This window comes from Acutalibacter muris, from assembly GCF_002201475.1.
Lineage (GTDB): Bacteria > Bacillota > Clostridia > Oscillospirales > Acutalibacteraceae > Acutalibacter > Acutalibacter muris.
Window position 1 is genome coordinate 2,987,649 of record NZ_CP021422.1, and the last position, 18,968, is coordinate 3,006,616.

General features: G+C 56.7%; 20 protein-coding genes and 2 pseudogenes. All 22 read left to right on the forward strand.

All coding sequences use genetic code 11. The annotated features are described in order from the left end of the window. Positions 1-5: 5 nt before the first annotated feature. The 22 genes and pseudogenes from ADH66_RS15210 to ADH66_RS15315 all read left to right on the forward strand — a co-directional run bounded on the left by ADH66_RS15210 (position 6) and on the right by ADH66_RS15315 (position 18,963). Positions 6-416, forward strand: a complete 411-nt coding sequence (locus ADH66_RS15210) for a DUF6673 family protein (protein ID WP_066539048.1) — start codon at positions 6-8, stop codon at positions 414-416. A 17-nt stretch (positions 417-433) separates the two neighbouring features. After that, complete coding sequence (locus ADH66_RS15215; protein ID WP_257789580.1) at positions 434-1,060, forward strand: bacteriophage Gp15 family protein; 627 nt, start codon at positions 434-436, stop codon at positions 1,058-1,060. Continuing rightward, entirely contained in the window at positions 1,032-3,704 is a 2,673-nt protein-coding gene (locus tag ADH66_RS21140) for a phage tail protein (RefSeq protein ID WP_066539046.1), read from the forward strand. The genes ADH66_RS15215 and ADH66_RS21140 overlap by 29 nt, the downstream gene beginning before the upstream one ends. Then, the gene (locus ADH66_RS15225; protein WP_066539044.1) at positions 3,701-4,618 is read left to right on the forward strand and encodes a phage distal tail protein; all 918 of its coding nucleotides are present in this window, start codon (positions 3,701-3,703) and stop codon (positions 4,616-4,618) included. Before ADH66_RS21140 ends, ADH66_RS15225 begins: the two co-directional genes overlap by 4 nt. 3 nt (positions 4,619-4,621) lie before the next feature. Beyond that, positions 4,622-5,731, forward strand: coding sequence for a siphovirus ReqiPepy6 Gp37-like family protein (locus tag ADH66_RS15230; RefSeq protein WP_066539042.1), 1,110 nt, complete (start codon positions 4,622-4,624; stop codon positions 5,729-5,731). A 3-nt stretch (positions 5,732-5,734) separates the two neighbouring features. Next, a complete protein-coding gene (locus tag ADH66_RS15235) occupies positions 5,735-6,712 on the forward strand; it encodes a hypothetical protein (protein WP_066539040.1) in 978 nt (325 codons plus the stop codon). A gap of 16 nt (positions 6,713-6,728) precedes the next feature. After that, positions 6,729-7,664 (forward strand): hypothetical protein, encoded by a 936-nt coding sequence (locus tag ADH66_RS15240; RefSeq protein ID WP_066539038.1) that lies wholly within the window; start codon positions 6,729-6,731, stop codon positions 7,662-7,664. 51 nt (positions 7,665-7,715) lie between these two features. Next, positions 7,716-8,270 carry a hypothetical protein gene (locus ADH66_RS15245; RefSeq protein ID WP_066539037.1) on the forward strand — a complete coding sequence of 185 codons (555 nt, stop codon included), beginning with the start codon at positions 7,716-7,718 and terminating at the stop codon, positions 8,268-8,270. After that, a complete protein-coding gene (locus tag ADH66_RS20695) occupies positions 8,260-8,514 on the forward strand; it encodes a hypothetical protein (protein ID WP_207652999.1) in 255 nt (84 codons plus the stop codon). The genes ADH66_RS15245 and ADH66_RS20695 overlap by 11 nt, the downstream gene beginning before the upstream one ends. A gap of 32 nt (positions 8,515-8,546) precedes the next feature. Further along, complete coding sequence (locus ADH66_RS15250) at positions 8,547-9,551, forward strand: reverse transcriptase domain-containing protein (RefSeq protein ID WP_066539036.1); 1,005 nt, start codon at positions 8,547-8,549, stop codon at positions 9,549-9,551. Positions 9,552-9,662: 111 nt separating this feature from the next. After that, positions 9,663-9,983 (forward strand): hypothetical protein, encoded by a 321-nt coding sequence (locus ADH66_RS15255; protein ID WP_066539035.1) that lies wholly within the window; start codon positions 9,663-9,665, stop codon positions 9,981-9,983. A 3-nt stretch (positions 9,984-9,986) separates the two neighbouring features. Continuing rightward, entirely contained in the window at positions 9,987-10,424 is a 438-nt protein-coding gene (locus tag ADH66_RS15260; RefSeq protein WP_066539034.1) for a carbohydrate-binding protein, read from the forward strand. Positions 10,425-10,445: 21 nt separating this feature from the next. Continuing rightward, positions 10,446-10,880, forward strand: coding sequence for a phage holin family protein (locus ADH66_RS15265; protein WP_066539029.1), 435 nt, complete (start codon positions 10,446-10,448; stop codon positions 10,878-10,880). A 3-nt stretch (positions 10,881-10,883) separates the two neighbouring features. Next, complete coding sequence (locus ADH66_RS15270) at positions 10,884-12,296, forward strand: phage tail tip lysozyme (protein ID WP_066539028.1); 1,413 nt, start codon at positions 10,884-10,886, stop codon at positions 12,294-12,296. Between the two features lie 309 nt (positions 12,297-12,605). Then, complete coding sequence (gene tnpB / locus ADH66_RS15275; protein WP_084384443.1) at positions 12,606-13,640, forward strand: IS66 family insertion sequence element accessory protein TnpB; 1,035 nt, start codon at positions 12,606-12,608, stop codon at positions 13,638-13,640. 159 nt (positions 13,641-13,799) lie between these two features. Beyond that, positions 13,800-15,054: pseudogene (gene tnpC, locus ADH66_RS21145) on the forward strand (IS66 family transposase). 18 nt (positions 15,055-15,072) lie between these two features. Next, positions 15,073-15,288: pseudogene (locus tag ADH66_RS22020) on the forward strand (transposase domain-containing protein); the annotation flags it as partial. Positions 15,289-15,585: 297 nt separating this feature from the next. Beyond that, complete coding sequence (locus ADH66_RS15295; RefSeq protein ID WP_066539023.1) at positions 15,586-16,701, forward strand: hypothetical protein; 1,116 nt, start codon at positions 15,586-15,588, stop codon at positions 16,699-16,701. A 14-nt stretch (positions 16,702-16,715) separates the two neighbouring features. Further along, complete coding sequence (locus ADH66_RS15300) at positions 16,716-17,222, forward strand: VaFE repeat-containing surface-anchored protein (RefSeq protein ID WP_236757253.1); 507 nt, start codon at positions 16,716-16,718, stop codon at positions 17,220-17,222. Then, positions 17,219-17,548: a DUF7768 domain-containing protein gene (locus ADH66_RS15305; RefSeq protein WP_066539019.1), complete on the forward strand. Its 330-nt coding sequence runs from the start codon at positions 17,219-17,221 to the stop codon at positions 17,546-17,548. Before ADH66_RS15300 ends, ADH66_RS15305 begins: the two co-directional genes overlap by 4 nt. 85 nt (positions 17,549-17,633) lie before the next feature. Beyond that, positions 17,634-17,966, forward strand: a complete 333-nt coding sequence (locus tag ADH66_RS15310) for a DUF3852 domain-containing protein (RefSeq protein WP_066539017.1) — start codon at positions 17,634-17,636, stop codon at positions 17,964-17,966. A gap of 130 nt (positions 17,967-18,096) precedes the next feature. Beyond that, positions 18,097-18,963, forward strand: coding sequence for a conjugal transfer protein TrbL family protein (locus ADH66_RS15315; protein ID WP_456236495.1), 867 nt, complete (start codon positions 18,097-18,099; stop codon positions 18,961-18,963). Positions 18,964-18,968: the final 5 nt, after the last annotated feature.

The following is an 18,968-nucleotide window of genomic DNA, read 5'->3' on the forward strand; positions in this document are numbered from 1 at the left end:
GAATAATGGAATTGATTATCAACGACGTGAAACTCGAAGGCGATCTGATGGATGCGGACTTCATGGAGAAGTTTGAGCAGTCCATGATCAAAATGCGCGACACGGCTCAGGCCAAAAAGCGCGAGAACTTCCCGACCGCTGCGGCCAATTACCGCGCCCAGTGTGAAGTGGTCAATGTGTGCTTCGACGAGATCTTCGGATCCGGAACGGCCGACAGGCTCTTCCACGGCAAGATGAACGTCATGGAGCACCTGAAGGCCATCGAGAAGGTCAGCGAGTGGGCTGCCAGCGAGAGGAAGACTCTCAACGACTTCACCAACCGCTACACCCAGCGCCAGCAGGCCGCCACCCGGCAGATGCAGACCGCGCAGTTCGTCTCCCAGCAGCACGGTCACGGCAAGGGTAAAAGGCACTGAACCTTCTGATCGACGGCCTGCCCGAAGAGGTCGAGATCGCGGGTCAGATGGTCCCGATCACTACTGACTTTCGCACGGGGATCCTTTTCGAGGAAGTCCTGCAAGACGGTCAGCTCGACGATCTGGAAAAGCTCCGGACCGCGCTGGACCTCTATTTTCCGGGCACCGTTTTTGATGGCAGCGTACTCGACGAGGCGATCAATCAAATGATCTGGTTTTATCGCTGCGGCGCGGATCCCGCTGAGACGACGGAGGCTGACGCCACGGACAGCGACAAAGACCCGCCCTTTTCTTACGAGTATGACGCCGACTATATTTACTCCGCGTTTATGCAGGCCTACGGTCTGGACCTGGCGCGGCACCCCCTCCACTGGTGGCAGTTTCGAGCGCTTTTTCGATCACTCCCTGAAGAGACTCAGCTGGTCAAGATCATCGGCTACCGCACGATGAAGATCCCGGCAAAAGCGTCCAAGGAGCAACGGCAGCATTATGAGCACCTGAAGCGCGTCTATGCGCTCCCTCAGTCGGCTGACCGGCAGCAGCTCGAAAGTGACCTGAACTCTCTACTCATGAACGGCGGCAACCCTGCCGCCTTTTTAGCAGGAGGAGAAGGTCATGGCATCAGACGGGACTCTGAAATTTGATACAAGCCTGGACACTGGCGGTCTACAGTCAGGTATGGGCAAGGTCGCAAGCGTCGCCCAGCAAGCGCTGGGCGTGTTTACCGGCCAGATGATGACCAGAGCGGTTGATGCTCTGGCCAACCTCGGAAAGTCTGCCCTCGACAGTGTGGGGCAGCTGGAGCAGAACGTCGGGGGCGTGGAGACGCTCTTCGGCGATGCAGCTGACGCGGTCATCGCGGCGGCGGATCGCGCCTACCAGACGGCGGGCATGTCCGCCAACGACTACATGAGCACGGTCACGAGCTTCTCGGCGTCTCTGCTCCAGTCCCTCGGTGGAAACACTGAGGAAGCGGCCAAAGTGGCCGACATGGCCATCATAGACATGGCCGACAATGCGAACAAGATGGGCACGTCCATGGACATGATCCAGAACGCCTATCAGGGCTTCGCAAAGCAAAATTACACGATGCTGGACAACCTGAAGCTCGGCTACGGTGGCACCAAGACAGAGATGGAGCGCCTCCTGGCCGATGCGGAAAAGCTGACCGGCGTCAAGTATGACATCAACAACCTGAACGACGTCTACCAGGCGATCCACGCCGTCCAGGAAGAAATGGGGATCACCGGCACCACGGCAAAAGAGGCTGCGAGCACACTGGAGGGCTCAATGGCTTCGGCCAAGGCCGCCTGGGACAACTTCATGAACGGATCCGGTGACGCGGACCAGCTGGCGGATGCTTTCGCCACAGCGGCGGACAATATCGTCAAAAACCTTGCCGAGATCATCCCGCGCTTTGCCGAAACGCTTCCCGCCCTCGGCGGCGCCATTATTGCACAGATCCCCGGGCTGGTGGCGGCCATCGTCCCTGCCGTGCTTTCAGCTGGCCAGAGTGTTCTGAAGCAGCTCCAGGAGACGGTCCTGAGCTTTGACTTTGTCGGAACCGCTGACAAGATCGTCCAGACGATCACGGGCTTCATCGAAGGGGACGGGCTGGGCTCGCTCCTGGACACGCTCACCTCGATCTTTACGGGGATTGTGAGCGGCATCAGCTCCATGCTGCCGTCGCTTCTGCCCGCTCTGGTTGAGCTGATCAGCTATGTCACGACCTCGCTCCTGGACCAGCTGCCCGCGATCCTCGACTGCGCTCTGGATCTGATCCTCGGTCTGGCTCAGGGGATCCTCGACGCTCTGCCGGTTTTGGTCGCTGCTCTGCCTAAGATCATCGACTCGATCGTCAAGTTCCTGGTCTCTTCCATCCCGAAGATCCTGGAGGCTGGGGTTGAGCTTCTGATGGCTCTGGTCGACGCGCTGCCCGTGGTCATCAAGTCGCTGGTCGCTGCTCTGCCCGAGATCGTGACCTCTATCGTGACCACGCTGGCCGCTTCCGCCCCGGATATTCTGGCGGCTGGGATCGACCTCCTGATGGCTCTGGTCGAGGCCATCCCTGACATCATCGTCGAGCTGGCTGCGGCCATCCCTGACATCATCGTGGCCATCGTTGACGCGCTCGTCGCGGCGGCTCCTCAGGTCCTCGAATGTGCGAAAAACCTCTGGGGGCAGATCACCGCTGCCGTGCCGGAGCTGCTGTCCAAACTCGGTGAAGCCATCCCCCGGATCGTTACCGCGATCATTGACGGGCTGGCCACGCTGAAGGACAAGGCGGCCGAGATCTTCCAGATGGTCCTCGACAACCTGCTGGCATGGGGCAGCAATATGATTGCCCAGGCCCAGCAGGCCATGAGCAACATGCTGAACGCGGTCGTCACCGTCGTGCAGCAGCTTCCGGGGAAGGTGTGGACCTTCCTCGTCAATACCGTCACCCGGCTGGTCCAGTGGGGCCAGCAGATGCTCAGCAATGCCTCGTCGGCCATGAGCAACATGCTCAGCAAGATCACCAGCATCGTGCAGCAGCTCCCTGGGAAGGTCTGGACGCACCTGGTCAACACGGTGAACAAGCTGATCCAATGGGGTCAGCAGATGCTCAGCAACGCCTCGACGGCCATGAGCAACATGCTCAGCAAGGTGTCCAGCACGCTCCAGCAGCTCCCTGGGAAGGTATGGACCTATCTCAGCCAGGCGGCTTCAAAAGTCGTTTCCTGGGGCACTGAGCTGGCCAGCAAGGGCGCTGCAGCGGCGAAGCAGCTCTTCGACTCCGTCGTCAATGGGCTGAAGTCTCTGCCCGATAAGATCAAAGAGGTCGGCAGCAACATCGTCAGCGGGCTCTGGAACGGCATCAGCTCCGGCTGGGACTGGCTGAAGAATAAGGTCTCCAATCTGGCTTCAAGTCTTCTGGATGCAGCCAAGGACGCCCTGGGCATCAACTCGCCGTCGACGGAGTTCCGGGACGAGGTTGGCCGCTGGCTCCCTCCTGGCATCGGTGAGGGCTTTGAGAAAGCCATGCCTGACGCTGTCAAAGACATGCAGCTCCAGGCGAAGAAAATGGTCGCGAAGATGCAGACCGCTGTCTCAGCTTCCGCTGGATCTCTGAACCTGAACGCCTCCGGCGCGGCGAGTGCGAGAGCGCTGACCACGACCGGCACCAGTGTTTACTATGACCAGCGCATGGAACAGCAGAACACCTACAACGTGCCCGTGGCAACGCCTTCCGAAGTGAGCAAGGCCCAGCGCGAGGCGCTGCGGAACATAGTGGGAGGTGTGAAATGACACGAAACACAATCACCATAGAGCTGACCTGCAACGGCAAGACGCTCCGCATGGGCCCGAACGAGGACATCGACATCACCAAAGTGACGGGCCTGGAGTCCTCTGAGCTGGAGCTCAGCACGTCGGACAACGCCCTGGTGGACGGGGCGTCGGTGGATGGCAAAAAGATCAAACCGCGCCCGATCCACATCGAGGCCAGCTTCAAGAGCAACAAAAACAACCCCGAGAACCGGGCCCGCGTGATCCAGTTCTTCAATCCAAAGTACACCGGCCGCGCCCTGATCATCAACATGGGCGTGAGCCGGAACATCGAGTACGAGCTGGAGGGCTGGACTTTTGGCACGGCTCAAAACATGGACAACAAGCTCCGGATCCTGGTTGACCTGATCTGCCCGGATCCGTACATGCTGAACGTCGACAACTTCGGCAAAAACATGGCCAATATCTCCCCGCTCTTCGCCTTCCCCTGGAGGGTGCTGGTGACCAGAGCCACGGGCAAGCTGGACTATCCACCGAAGGCCCGGGGGCTGATGCTGGGCGGCATGACAATGGGCTACCGGACACTGCACAAGGAGGTCGTTCTTTCCAACGATGGAGACGTCCCGACCGGCGTCCAGATCCAGTTCATCGCTACCCGAGGCAGCGTTACCAACCCGAAGATCACCAACACCGGCACCGGCCAGTTTATGAGGGTCAAGGTGGTCATGCAGCAGGGTGACATCCTGCTGATCGACACAAACGACCGGCACCAGGTCATCACGCTGAACGGCGTCAACTGCTACCAGCGCATTGACCGCCAGAGCGAGCCCTTCCAGCTCGCCGTGGGTGACAACTATCTGGAGTATGACGCGGATGGGAACTACACCAACCTGGACGTCAACCTTTTTTATACTCCGAAGTATCTGGGGGTATAGCCTATGCAGCTGATCATTCTCGACAAAAACATGGACACGCTCGGCGTGGTGAGCGTTTTCAATACTCTGATATGGGATCGGCGTTATTATGACTCCGGCCTCTTTGAGCTCTACACTCCCGCCGAGTTTTTTGAGCTTATGAACACCGGCCGCTACCTCTACCGGAGCGACCGGACTGATCTCGGCGTCATCCGGGAAGTCAACTTTGCCCGGGACGCCAAGGGCGCACGGACGGCCTACTGCAAGGGCTATTTTTCGGAGGAGCTGCTGAACGATCGGGTCCTGAACACCCAGATCAACATCACCGGCACTCCGGAAGCTATCGGCCGCCAGCTGGTCCAGAAGTTCGCCATCAACCCGACCGACGCTGGCCGCAAGATCGCGCACCTACAGCTCGGAGCGCTTTCCGGCGTCGGCAGCAGCATCACCGTCATGGCCACCGGCGACCGGCTGGGCGACAAGCTCTACGAGGTCGAAAAGACCCAGGAGCTCAGCCACCGGCTCGCCTATGACTATCAGGCCAACACCCTCTCCTTTGTGGTGTGGCAGGGCAAGGATCGAACCGACGCGCAAGAGGTCAACAGCTGGGCCATCTTCTCCGACAGCTTCTACAATGTCAAAAATGCGGTTTATGACCGGGACGAGTCGGAGTGCAAAAACTTCGCTTATGTGGCCGGGGAAGGTGAAGGGGCCGCCCGGGTCATCGTGGAGGTGGACATCCGGAGCAATCCGAACGAGGAACGCCGGGAGCTCTATGTGGACGCAAGAGACCTGCAGAGCACCTACACGGACGACAACGGCAGCGAGCACACCTACACCCAGGCACAATACCGGCAGCTGCTCCGGCAGCGCGGCCTGGAAAAGCTGGCGGAATACGAAAAAGTGGAGACGGTCAACAGCGACGTGGATCCGGACGCCAATCTGGTCTATATGACAGACTTCGACCTGGGCGACCTCTGCACCTACCGCTATACCGACGTCGGCATTGAGACGACCAAGCGGATCACCGAGATCCAGGAGGTCTACGAGGGCAGCAAGCAGACGCTCAGCGTGGTCTTCGGCAATGACATGGCGACGTCTATCACAAAAATCATAAAGAGGGAGGCATCGTAAATTATGGCTATGAGATACGGATATTTTGACTCAGAGATCACCGGGGTCGACTCCGAGGGTATGCCTATTTTTGACCGAGCAGAAACGTCAGAGCTCTTTCGGCTCTTGTTTGCGAAGCTGCTCACCAACGGGGTGCTGGCTCTGCCCGGGGACTGTTTTCAGGTCGTCGCGGGCAGTTCTGGCTTGACCGTAAAGATCCGCCCAGGCTTCGGCCTGATCAACGGGGCCTTTGCCTATGACGGGGCAGAGGAGACCTACGCGCTCGCGACAGCGCCCACACAATACAGCCGGATCGACCGCGTCGTGCTCCGCTGCAACTACCTGGAGCGCCTCTGCGAGATCATCGTCAAAACCGGCACACCTGCGGCCAACCCCGCCCCGCCTGAGCTTCTCCAACCGTCCAGCGGCGACTATTATGAGCTGGGCCTGGCTCTGGTCAGCATCGGCACCAATCAGGGCGTCATCACCCAGAGCTCCATCACGGACACCCGGGCGGACAGCTCTGTCTGCGGCTTCATCACCCAGCTGATCGACCACCTCGACACGGAGGTCTTCTATGATCAGTTCAATGCTTTTTATACGGAGTTCGTGGAGAAGTCGGACGCCAGTTACGAGATGTTTCAGAACATGGCCACACAAGCCTATAACGGCTACACGGCGGCGATCGACGAGTACATCGAGCAGCTGGAGGCAAAGGGCAACGCGGATCTCACCGCGACCACCGAGGCCCTGAAAGAGTTCCAGCGGAACAGTCAGAACGCTTTCAACGCCTGGTTTGCAGAAGTGCAGGGGCTCCTCGACGAGGACGTCGCCGGGCGTCTGATCAACATCACGAACGAGCAAGGCGAGCGTCTCAGCCTGCTCGAATACATGAACATCCACAACGACTTCTTCGCGCCGCTGCTGGATGACGATGGCAACGTGATCCTGGACGACGATGACAATGCTGTCATGGTCGACTGGAAATATATGTACGCATAAGAAGGGAGAAAACAACATGCAGATCAACATCGAAAACGGCAAGCGCTTCAATGAGGAGCCCGCGATCGCGGCAGTCTCCAGCGGCAACGACATCGTTCTGGTCCGTCTGGCAGACGGCACCGGCGTCAAGGCCCTGAAGCTGTCCGCGCTGGGCGCCTTCATCACTGGCGACCTGAGCACACTGGAGACAACGGATAAGACCAGTCTGGTCGCTGCCCTCAATGAGGTGCTGGGAGACACCAAGACAAACGCCCAGGCGATCGAGGACCTGGAAACGCTGACCGACATCCTCGTGGAGTACGACCTGGGCACCAGCTTCACGGCGGAACAGTCCCAGGACATCCGCTCGGGGACCTTCAGCAAGGTCCGCGCCGGGGGCTACTGGACCATCAACGGCCGGAAATACTGGGCGGCCCATGCCGACTACCGGCTCCACTGCGGGGACACTGAACTCACCCAGCACCACATGCTGGTATTTCCGGACAAGTCGTTTTATAACGGCGTCATGAACGACACCAACGTCACGACCGGCGCCTACTACGGCAGCAAGATGAAGACCTCCGGCCTGGCTGCGGCTCTGGCGACTATCAAGCAGGACTTCGGCGCGGATCACATCCTGACCCACCGCCAGCTCCTGACCAATGCTGTCAGCAACGGCATGAGCTCCGGCTGGGCCTGGTATGACACACAGATCGACCTCATGAATGAGCACATGGTCTACGGCTCTTATGCCTGGGGCGGTGGCTCACAGAACGGCTACGACACTGGCATCGACAAGAGCCAGCTGGCGCTCTTCCAGGCCCATCCGGATCTGATCACGAATAGGGAAAACTGGTGGCTGCGGGATGTTCACTCGGCGGCGGCCTTCTGCCGCGTCGACGACTATGGCGGTGCCAACTACGGGAGCGCCTCGGGCTTCCTCGGCGTCCGCCCGGCTTTCCTGATCTACTGATCGACAATCCCCGGGCCCTTGCGGCCCGGGATGATAAGGAGATAACGAAGCATGTCAGACATCCCAAAAAGCGAGCGCTCTGAGTCACCTCTCCGCGCTCAACACATGATCTACAACATCAGGAAGCGGATCACCGCCGAGCTGATGGCGACCTTCGGCTACAGTCAAAAGCGCTTTGAAAAGCACATCAAGGCCGTGACTGCCTATGTGGTCAACGAAGAAGAGCGCGAGGAGCTGGCGGCAAAGATCCGCGAGCAGGAGGAAGATTTCAACCTCTGGTTTATCCAGCAGGAGCGGGCCAGGGTGCTCACGTTCTGCCAGGACATCAGCGTCCACATGCGGGCAGCCAATACCATCTGGCCGGACTACTGGTCGGAATATGAGGAGAGGCGGCTGCAATGGGACAAGGCGATGGAGTGCTGCAATATGCTCCAGGACGAGCTCCAATATATCGCGGAAGCCCTTCCGGCAGACAAAAACAAGTACACCGGCATCGTGCTGGAGATCGAGCACCTGTTCAACACGATCAAGAGCCTCCGGCAGTCTGACAACCGTTTCAAAAAACACTTGAAAGGACCAAAGCGCAAAGCAGCGGGTGACTCTTGATATTGTTCAGTCGGCGACGAACTTCTGCAACGTCAACAACAATGGCAATGCCAACAACTGGAACGCCTCGAACTCCATCGGCGTCCGCCCGGATTTCACAACCGTGCATCCTATCGGGCTAGATCCCGCGCACGGCAATGGGAAAGGAAGAGTCATCCCTTCGGCCGCTAAGCCGATAAATGCCAACCGCGACGTGGCCGGTTACGATCGCTGTCACTATTGCGTGGTTTATTTTTATGGATAACAAATTGTATGATGCAAACCGGATCTACGGCAATGACCGGCAGCCGCTTCAAGTACAAGACCCAACTGTATGAGATGACCCAGCTGCTCCAGACTGCAAAACTCCAGGACGAGCTCATGCACGGCGCGTACCGACCAGGACCCGGCCAGAAGTTCCCTATCAATGAACGGGGCCACAGCCGGTACATCACCAGTAACATCATGAGAGACAAAACAGTCAATCACCTCCTCTGCGACGAGGTGATCACTCCGTCGATCCAGAAATACCTGGCCTATACCAACAGCGCGAGCCAGAAGGGCAAAGGCGTCAGCTTTCATCGGAAGCACTTCGAGGAGGATCTGCATCACTATTACATGATGACCGGCAGCAACGAGGGCTGGGTGCTCTTCATTGATTTCTCCGGTTATTATGGCAATCTCCAGCATGAGCCGATCCTGGCCACGCTCGACTATTTCATCCGGCGAGAGCAGGAGCCGGACGTCGCTCAGGTGGCTATGACACTGATCCGGGACATCTTCAGGACCTTCGAGCTGGACGTCTCCCGCTTCTCCGATGAAGAGATCGCGGAAATGTACCACAGCAAAGTCGACCCGATGATGAACCGCTTCACAGATCCGAAACTGCTGACCGGTGAAAAGACGCTAAAGAAAGGCGTTGACATCGGCAACCAGGTCTCTCAGGACGTCGGGATCGTTCATCCGTACCGGATAGACAACTACATCTCGATCGTGATGGGCTGCAAGCTCTTCGGCAGATATACCGACGACACGCACATCATCAGCGACAGCAAAGATTTTCTTTTGACCGTGCTGGAGGGCGTGAGGCAGATCGCTGAAGAATACGGCATCATTATCAACGAGAAAAAGACGAGGATCTGCAAGCTGTCCAGCTTTTACCGCTACCTGCAGATCGGCTACTCTCTGACTGACACGGGGCGCGTGATCCGGAAGATCCACCCGAAGGCAGTCACCCGGGAGCGCCGCAAGCTGAAGGCCTACAAGCGGAAGCTGGACGCCGGGGGAAATGAGCTATTTTGACGTGGAAAACTCTTTCAAGTCATGGCTGGGCGGCAACTGGAAACGCATGTCAAGGCAGCAGATCAGCAACATGAGCCTGCTATATTATCAACTTTTCGGAAGGAGACCAACATGGAAAAAAGGACATTCAAGATTACGCTGGCTGATGGGACAGCCCTGGAGGGACTCACCCTCAACGGCAACAACTACATCAGCGACAAGAAAGTCACCGAGGACGTCTTCCGGGACAACCTCAGCAAAGTGACCATTGAGGGCCCGGATGGCGCCCAGGAGCACGAAAACATGAAACTGGTGCAGATCTGCAAGGTCGGCACAAAATACTGGTTTATCCTGGCTGACAAGACCGCCGACGAAGTGGCCAAGGAAGCGATGGAGGCCAAGATGAACGAGATGAAGCAGGCCATGAAGGTGCTGCTCACGGGGGAGGTATAAGCTATGGACATGATAAAATTAGCCGCTGAAATGCGGACCGCTTTGCAGTATTTTGTCACCACTTTGGACGCGGAGACCCAGCTGGACAAGATGCTGGAGATCCCCTCCATGTTCCCGGCCTATGAGGTGGGCAAAGCCTACAAGGTCAAGGACGTCATCTCCTACGGCGTGAACTCCGTGGGCGATCCCCAGCTCTATCAGGTATTGCAGGACCACACCAGCGCTGCTGAGTGGACGCCTGACACCGCCACGAGCCTCTACAAGGCCATCGGCGTGACCGAGGGCGGCTACCCGGTCTGGGTACAGCCTCTGGGCGCTTCTGACGCCTACAACACCGGGGACATCGTGAGCCACAACGGCACCCTCTACATCTCCACCATGGACGGGAACGTCTGGAGCCCTGAGACATACCCGGCAGGCTGGGAAGTCTATGCCGAGTAAATAAAAAGGAGGTACACAAGTATGAAAAACGGAATTTGCACAATCGTGGGAGTGGTGGGCAGCTTTATCGCCTCCCTCTTCGGCGGCTGGGACACGGCCCTGGTCACGCTGATGATCTTCATGGCCGTGGACTACATCACCGGCCTCGTCGTCGCTGGCGTGTTCCATAAATCCCCGAAGACTGACGGCGGCACGCTGGAGAGCCGGGCCGGGTGGAAGGGCCTCTGCCGCAAAGGCATGACCCTCCTGGTCGTGCTGGTAGCCTGCCGCCTGGATCTGATCATGGGGTCTAACTTCATCCGGGATGCGACGATCATCGCCTTCATCGCGAACGAGACGATCTCGATCATTGAAAACGCGGGACTGATGGGCGCGCCTATTCCTGGCGTACTGGTCAAGGCCATCGAGGTCCTGAAGCAAAAGGCAGACGGCGAAACGCCGGTGCCCAAGGAGTAAGACATGAAGGCGACCGGGTCCTCCACGGAGAGGACGATCTGGAACTTTCTCAGATGTAAAGGCCTGAGCCCTGCCGGTGCGGCAGGGCTCATGGGCAACCTTTACGCTGAGAGCGGGCTCAACCCTCAGAACCTCCAGAACAGCTACGAGAAGCGCCTGGGCTTCACGGATACGGCCTACACGGCCGCCGTGGACTCCGGCGCTTATTCTAATTTTGTCCATGACAGTGCTGGCTACGGCCTGGCACAGTGGACCTACTGGAGCCGCAAGGAGTCCCTGCTGAACTTTGCCCGGAAGATCGGCGCGTCCATCGGCAGCCTGGAGATGCAGCTGGACTTTATGATCCGGGAGCTGAAGGGCTACGCGGCCGTTTGGGAAGTTCTCCGGACGGCCAGAACAGTGAGGGAAGCGTCGGACATCGTGCTGACCAGGTACGAACGCCCGGCAAATATGAGCAGCAGCGTCAAGGCCAAGCGGGCCAGCTTCGGCCAGGCTTATTTTGACGCCTACGCAAATAAAAGCACCGAAAAGGAGGACAACATCATGGGCAACAGCCCGCTGGTGACATACACCAACATCACCAAAAACCGCACCAGCCCGCGCAATCACGCCATTGACACCATCACGATCCATTGTATTGTAGGCCAGTGGACAGCAAAGCAGGGCTGCGACTACTTCGCGACCACAGACCGCGAGTGCTCCGCCAACTATGTCGTGGGCAAGGATGGCAGCATCGGCCTGAGCGTGCCGGAAGCAGATCGCTCCTGGTGCAGCTCCAACCGCGACAATGACAACCGGGCCATCACCATCGAAGTCGCCAGTGATACCAGTCACCCGTATGCAGTGACCGACGCGGCCTACGCGGCCCTCATTGAGCTGGTGGCGGACATCTGCAAGCGCAACGGCATCAAGAAGCTGCTCTGGAAGGCAGACAAGAGCCTGATCGGCCAGGTGGACAAGCAGAACATGACCGTCCACCGCTGGTTTGCCAATAAGGCCTGCCCGGGCGACTATCTCTACCAGCGCCACGGTGCCATCGCGGAAGCGGTCAATGCCAAGCTGGGTACCGGCACCGAGCAGATCGTCAGCAGCTTCCCGGCCGTGCCCTTTACGGTCCGGATCATCATCAACGACCTGAACTATCGCGAGGGCCCGGGCATGAGCTACGCCGTCAAGGGCCAGACTGGCAAGGGCATCTTCACCATCACAGAGGTGCAAGATGGCTGGGGCAAGCTGAAAAGCGGCGCAGGCTGGATCTACCTCGAAAACCCTGCCTACTGCACCATCCTGGACGACGGCCAGACCGAGGCCCAGAAGGCAGCGGAAAAACTGGCCCGGGACATCGCGGCCCAGCTGAAGAGCTCCGGCTGCGATGCTGCAGCCGTGCTGAAACGAGTCAGCGAGATCCTGGCATAAGACGAGAGCCCCCGGCAGCTGCCGGGGGCTTTTTTCGTTTATATGGCAATCGGGAGAACGATGTACCCGTCAACGACAAAGGGCTCAAAAGTTCGAGTACGACTCCGCCATCTCCACCATCCTGTGGATATAAAAAAGATATTCGCTCAAAAAACCGCGCCATGGCGCGGTTTTTTGATGCCTGGAAGCCTGGATTTGAAAAGTCAAAAACGTAGATGAAAGTAAGCGAAAAATAGATACGAACCTACGCAAGAAAAGAAGAAGGCGGTATAATGAAGGAGGGATGAAGAAAAACGAAGGATATAAGGAATGGGAACAGAGCACAAATGCCAGTGGTGTGGGAAAGAGTTTGAGCCGACCTGCCACAAGAGCCGCCAGAAGTTCTGTAGCGCGGAGTGCAGAATAAAATACCATAACGCCAAGAGGTATTATGGGGGCAAAGTGGACGTCTGTCCGGAATGCGGAGCCCCCGTGGAGCAGAGCGGAGAGCGCGGCCGTTGGAGGCGTTTTTGCAGCGACCGCTGCCGCCAGGAGTACCATAGAAAGCAGAGGCAGGAAAAGCAGCATGAGCAGGGACGAGGGAAACAGGTCTGCCCCAATTGCGGGGTAGAATTTGAACTGGACTGGAACTGCAAGACCCGGCGCTTTTGCAGCGACGAGTGCCGGAAAGAGTGGTGGAAGGAATACCGCAAGGCAAATCCGTCCAGGGAGCCGGGAATGCGCAACTGCGCGTTTTGCGGAAAAGAGTTCACCAGCGAAAGGTGGCATGGCGGGGAGTACTGCAGCCGGGAGTGTTATTTGCAGGCCATGGCACAGACGAGGGAGGATAGGGTCTGCGGCTGGTGCGGAGAGGGATTCAGCACGTTTGTCAAGTCAGAGCAGAAATACTGCAGCCGGGAATGCGCGGCAGCAGCCCGGCATGACCCTGGCCACAAACGGGGCATGAGGCGCATCCGGTACACCAACGCGGAGGATTGGAAGGAACAGCTGCATGAGGCCAGCAAAAAATCCCCACCCCCAAGACGGGGGAAAAGGGTATGGCTGGTGTGCGGGGAAACCAGCATGTATACGGGGCTGGACGGGCTGCTGGGGATCATCCGGTATCAACTGAACCACAGCCCCTATGACGGAAATCTGTACGTTTTTCGTGATTTGAGTGGCACCATGATAAAATATTTAGAGTGGGACGGGGCGGGTTTCTGCCTGAGCAAGCGCCGTGCCCAGAGCGGGAGCTACCCTTGGCCGCCAGCTGAAGCAGGAAAGGTATTGGAAATAACGGAGAAAGAATTTGAGTATTTAAAAAGCCGGTCAATTGTGCCATGCAAGGAGAAAAAGCCCAGGTAAAATGGGCTTTTTCTATTGCAGTTTTTCTTGTTTTTGGTATAATTAAGTTATGGAAAACACAGGGAAAAGCGCCGCGCAGTGGCAGGAAATCGTCAGCGAGAAGGACAAAGAAATAGCGGAGTTGCGCAAGCAGGTGGATTGGTTCAAAGGGCAGTTCAAGTGACTTGGGACGACAGGCCCAACGTCATTTGCAGCTCCAAACAATTTGGGCCGTCCAGCGAAAAGAGCGTAGAGTTGGAGGAACAGACCTCGCTGTTCAATGAGCCGGAAACGCTGGCAGACCCTAAGGCAGCAGAGCCTGATTTAGAGCAGATCGTATACAAGAGGAAAAAGCAGGCTGGGAAACGGGAACTGGACTTTTCTAAGCTGCCAACAGAGCAAATTGTTCACGAGCTGCCAGAGGGAGAACAGGTTTGTCCGGTATGCGGCGGGAAGATGCATGCCTGCGGCCACGAGGTTGTTCGGAGGGAACTGCGGTATGTCCCGGCGCAGTATAAGGTAGTGGAGCACGTCCAGACGGCCTACAGCTGCCGGAATTGCGAGAAAAACGCGTTAGCCACGCCCATGAAAAAGAGCGAAGTCCCAGCGGGGCTCCTCCCTGGCAGCGGGATCGTTTCGCCCAGCCTGCTTGCGCACATTTTGAACAACAAATATGCGCTGGCATTGCCGTTGTACCGGCAGGAACAGGAATTTCAGCGGATCGGTGTGCCGGCAGACAATGGCAAACTGGGTGATCGCCACCCACGAGAGATGGTTTGAGGATTTCTTCCAGCGTTTGCGCAGTGAACTGCTCTCTAACGAGATACTCCACGCGGACGAGACCACACTGACCGTGCTGCGGGAGGATGGCAGGAAAGCCACACAAAAAAGCTATGTGTGGGTCTACCAGACCTCTGGGGACAGTGAAAGGCCGGTGGTGTTGTATGACTACCAGCCCAGCCGGACCGGGGAACACGCCAAGGCTTTCTTGACGGGTTTCTCAGGATTTCTCCACACCGATGGGTATGAGGCCTACCATTGTAAGCTGCCGCCGGACATAACCGCGGTTGGGTGTTGGGCCCACATGAGGAGAAAATTCACAGATACTCTCAAAACTCTGCCCAAAGACGCGAGGGAAAAGCATCCGGCACAGACTGGATTGCGTTACTGCAACAAATTGTTTGAGCTGGAAGCTGGATACACGGAGAAAAGGCTCTCTTTCCAGGAGCGGTTCCAGGCAAGGAAAGAGTATTCTTTCCCCATAGCAGAGGAATTCTTTGCCTGGGCCAAAAATGAATATGACCGCAACCCCGTGCCAAAGTCTGCCTATGGCGCGGCGCTGACTTATGCCGTAAAGCAAAAAGAGTGGTTGATGCACGTGTTCCTGGATGGGCGCTTGGAACTGTCCAACAACCGTGCGGAGCGGGCTGAATAGTAACCTTGCGGTTACTATCGGCCCTTTGCCGTGGGCCGGAAGAACTGGCTGTTTTCCAACACGCCCAGAGGAGCCAGCGCCAGTGCAGTCGCTTATTCTATTGTGGAGACTGCTAAAGCCAACGGCCTGCGGCCTTTCCGGTACTTCCAGTTCTTATTGGAACGGCTGCCGGTAGGAACCTCTGCTGACGATTGCGCGCCTTGGAATGATGCGGCACAAGACTTGTGCCGATAACCAGTTGGCCAATTTAATGCATTAATTATTTCAAAGAGTGGCTCCTTATGGGAACCGCTCTTGCTTTTTTCCTTTTTTACGAGGGTTCGTATCTATTTTTCGCTTACAGATGAAAATTTGGCCTTTTGGCTTTCCGGCAGGAAGTGAACCCTCACAACAACAGAATAAAGAGAAAAGAGAGGGCCAGCAGGAGAAAAACTGCTGGCCCTCTTGCTACAAAAATACATAGCCGGTCGCTGGAGAATTTCTCCGAGAACAAGCGACCGGCTTTTTTTATTTCAGGAAGGAGCTGAATCTATGATAACCCTAAAAAAGTGGCACGGCCCCATGCGGACCACGCTGACCCTCCCCCTGCGCGAAGCAGAAATTCAAAAGACGCTTGTCAAGGCGTTCCGCACTGCGCCCTTCAAGGTCACCGCCGACGATGTGTCTCCAGAGGCCCTGGCCATGCTGAATGGGAAAGAAATTGATCTGGACGAACTGAACTTTCTTGCCAAAAACCTCGACCGGTTTACCCCGTATGAGCAAGACCAGTTTTGGGCGGCTGTACAGGTGGAGCAGCCGTCAGACCTCAAAGCGCTTATTAACCTCGCCTTTAATATGGAAAGGTACACGCTGGTGCAAAATGTCACTGACCTGGCTGCTGTGGGCAGGAAATACTTGCTCAATAAGATGGGGGCTCTGCCCGCTTCCGAAATTGATAAACTCGACTTCGAACAGGCAGGCCGTGACCTGCTGACCAGCGGAAATGGGACTCCCACCACCTACGGTCTGCTTTTTGCAAGCAAAGATGTGCCGTACCGTGAAGTCTATCACAGTACCACGTTCCCCTACTGCGAACCCCGCCGGGACATTATTGCCGTCGCGCAGATGGAGTACGGCCCCAAAACCGAGTACCTGTACCTGCCGGAAGATGAACTCGCTGTCATCAAAGCGGCCAGGCGGATGGGTGCGCCCTCCCCGGATATGTGCAAGGTGGCGTTCACGGATTTCATGCTGGACAATTCCATGTGGATACAGCACTTGGAAACCATGCTGCGGGATCATGGCCTCGGGGTGGCAAACGAACTGGCTGACGCATTTCCGAAAACCACGGAAGGTATGGAGAAGCTGGCTGCGGTTGTGGAATACGCCGATGTTTCCGGCAGCGGGGACATTATGCGTGTGGCCCGGCATCTGGAGGATTTTGTGTTCATCAAAGACGCGGAAACAGACGAAGATGTAGGCCATCACTTTGTCAGTTTTGACAGCGAGTATCGCGTTTCGCCGGAGTTGGCAGACTATATCGACTTTGACGCCCTGGGCAATCAGATCAGTGAGGATCGAGAGGGGCAGTTTGTGGAAGGAGGCTTCGTCTGCATGGACAGCGGCTGTTCGCTGGAAATGATTTTATCGTCACCAGGCCGGAGATAGGCACAAAGGCCACCATCGGCGGCAAAAAGGAGGCTGCGCCCAGCAAGGAGCTCACCATTGAGGATGTGGTGTCCTATAAGAACCTGACCCCCGGCACGGAGTATAAGCTGGTGGGTGTCCTCATGGACAAGGTGACTGGCAATCCGTTCAAGGTGGGCGACAAGGAAGTCCGGGCAGAGGCCACCTTTACCCCCGAAAAAGCAGATGGCGAAACTGTAGTGAAGTTCACCTTCGACGGCAGCGGCATCACCCAGGCCGCGGAAATCGTGGTGTTCGAAACGCTCTACCAGGGCGAGGTAAAGATTGCGGCTCATGAGGACATCAACGATGAGGGCCAGACCGTGAAGATCGTGCCGGTCACTCCCGGCAAGCCCACCACGCCTAACCCCGGCAATCCCCAGACTGGCGACCGCTCCATTATGGGTTTCTGGATCGGCCTGGGTGCTATTGCTCTGGGCGGGCTGACCGCTGGCATTTTCATGTACACCAGAAAGAAAAAGGAACAGGATGGTGAGCGATGAAGAAAGTGTATATTTGCGCGCCCCTGGCGGGGGACGTGGAGGGCAATCTGGAAAAAGCAAAGCGTTATAGCGAATTCGCACTGAGGTGTGGGGCGGCCCCGGTCACCCCGCATTTTTATGCGCTCTGTTTGAACAACAGCATCCCGGAGGAACGTGAAATGGGCATGGCTGCCGGGCTGTCCCTCCTCTGGTTCTGTGACGAGGTTTGGGTGTTCGGCGACCAGACTACAGACGGCATGAGGGCTGAAATCAAGTTGGCGCACAATCTCAATATCAAGGTCAAAATCATTAAGCCCCACGAGATTGAGAAGATTCTCGCTCGATAAACTATCTGCTGTTTTGGGCTTGCTGCGATTTGAATTGGCAAGCCCAAAACCATATTTTTATCAAGTCAAGAAAGGAAAATTTGCAATGAAAAAGAAGTGGATAAAAATCCTTTTCTGCACTGTGTTCGCGGCGGTGCTGGTGCCGGTTCTGGCGGTTCCCGCCATGGCAACCGGCGACGTGGCAGGGGCCATCCAGAGTACCTGGACAACGGCACAGACTCAGATCCGGGCGGTGGTGGACAACGTGGTGTTCCCTATCATCGACATGATCCTGGCAGTGCTTTTCTTTGTTAAAGTCGGGGGCGCATATTTTGATTATCGCAAACATGGCCAGCTGGAGTTTACTGCTCCGGCGATCCTGTTTGCCTGCCTGATTTTTACGCTCACGGCCCCGCTCTATATCTGGACAATTCTGTAAAAATATGCAAGGAGTGGGAAGGGCAATGCGCCCCTCCTGCTTACATTTTTAGGTGGTGATTTCTATTTTTGATTGGTTAGGCGACATCCTCGGCGGCATCGGAAGTGCTGTCGGCGGAGTGTTCGACACGATTGGAGAGCAGGTCTCGGCGGCCATCTGGGACGCCATGATACGATGGTTTTACAACACGATTTTTGACGCGGCCAGCGATTTCTTCACCATGATGGGAAACATGGGCGCGGATATTTTCGACCTGAACTGGGTCAGCGCCACGATCTCATTATTCACGATGTTCGGCTGGTCGCTGTTCATTGCTGGGACGGTGGTAGCTGTGTTCGACGTGGCTATAGAATACCAGACCGGACGGGCCAGCGTCAAGACTACGGCAATAAATGTGCTGAAAGGCTTTTTCGCCTGTTCGCTCATTGGTATTTTGCCGGTGGAACTTTATAAGTTCTGCATCAGTTTGCAAAACACTTTTGCCGGGGATTTGACCCGAATATTCTCCGGGCAGCAGGCGCAGGGGCTTTCCGAGCAAAGCATTGCCATCCTGACGGCAAACTTTGTGGTACCGCAGAATACGGTGATAGGGCTGTTCGAGTTGCTGGCGTTGGTGGCTTTCGCCTACTGCGTGATGAAGATTTTCTTCGCAAATATCAAGCGCGGAGGTATTCTGTTAATCCAAATGGCAGTGGGAGCACTCTATATGTTCTCAGTTCCCAGGGGCTACACGGACGGATTCAACCAGTGGGTCAAGCAAATTATAGCGTTGTGTTTAACTGCATTTTTGCAGACAACTTTGCTGTTTCTGGGCCTGCTGACGTTCTCGGACAATATGCTGCTGGCTCTGGGAATCATGCTGGCGGCAGGCGAAGTACCGAGGATTGCCCAGCAGTTCGGGCTGGATTCCAGCGTCAAGGTGAATATGATGAGCGTGGTTCATGCCACCAGTACGGCGGTCAATATGACCAGGTCTGTGGCGAAGGCCATAGCGTGAGGTGC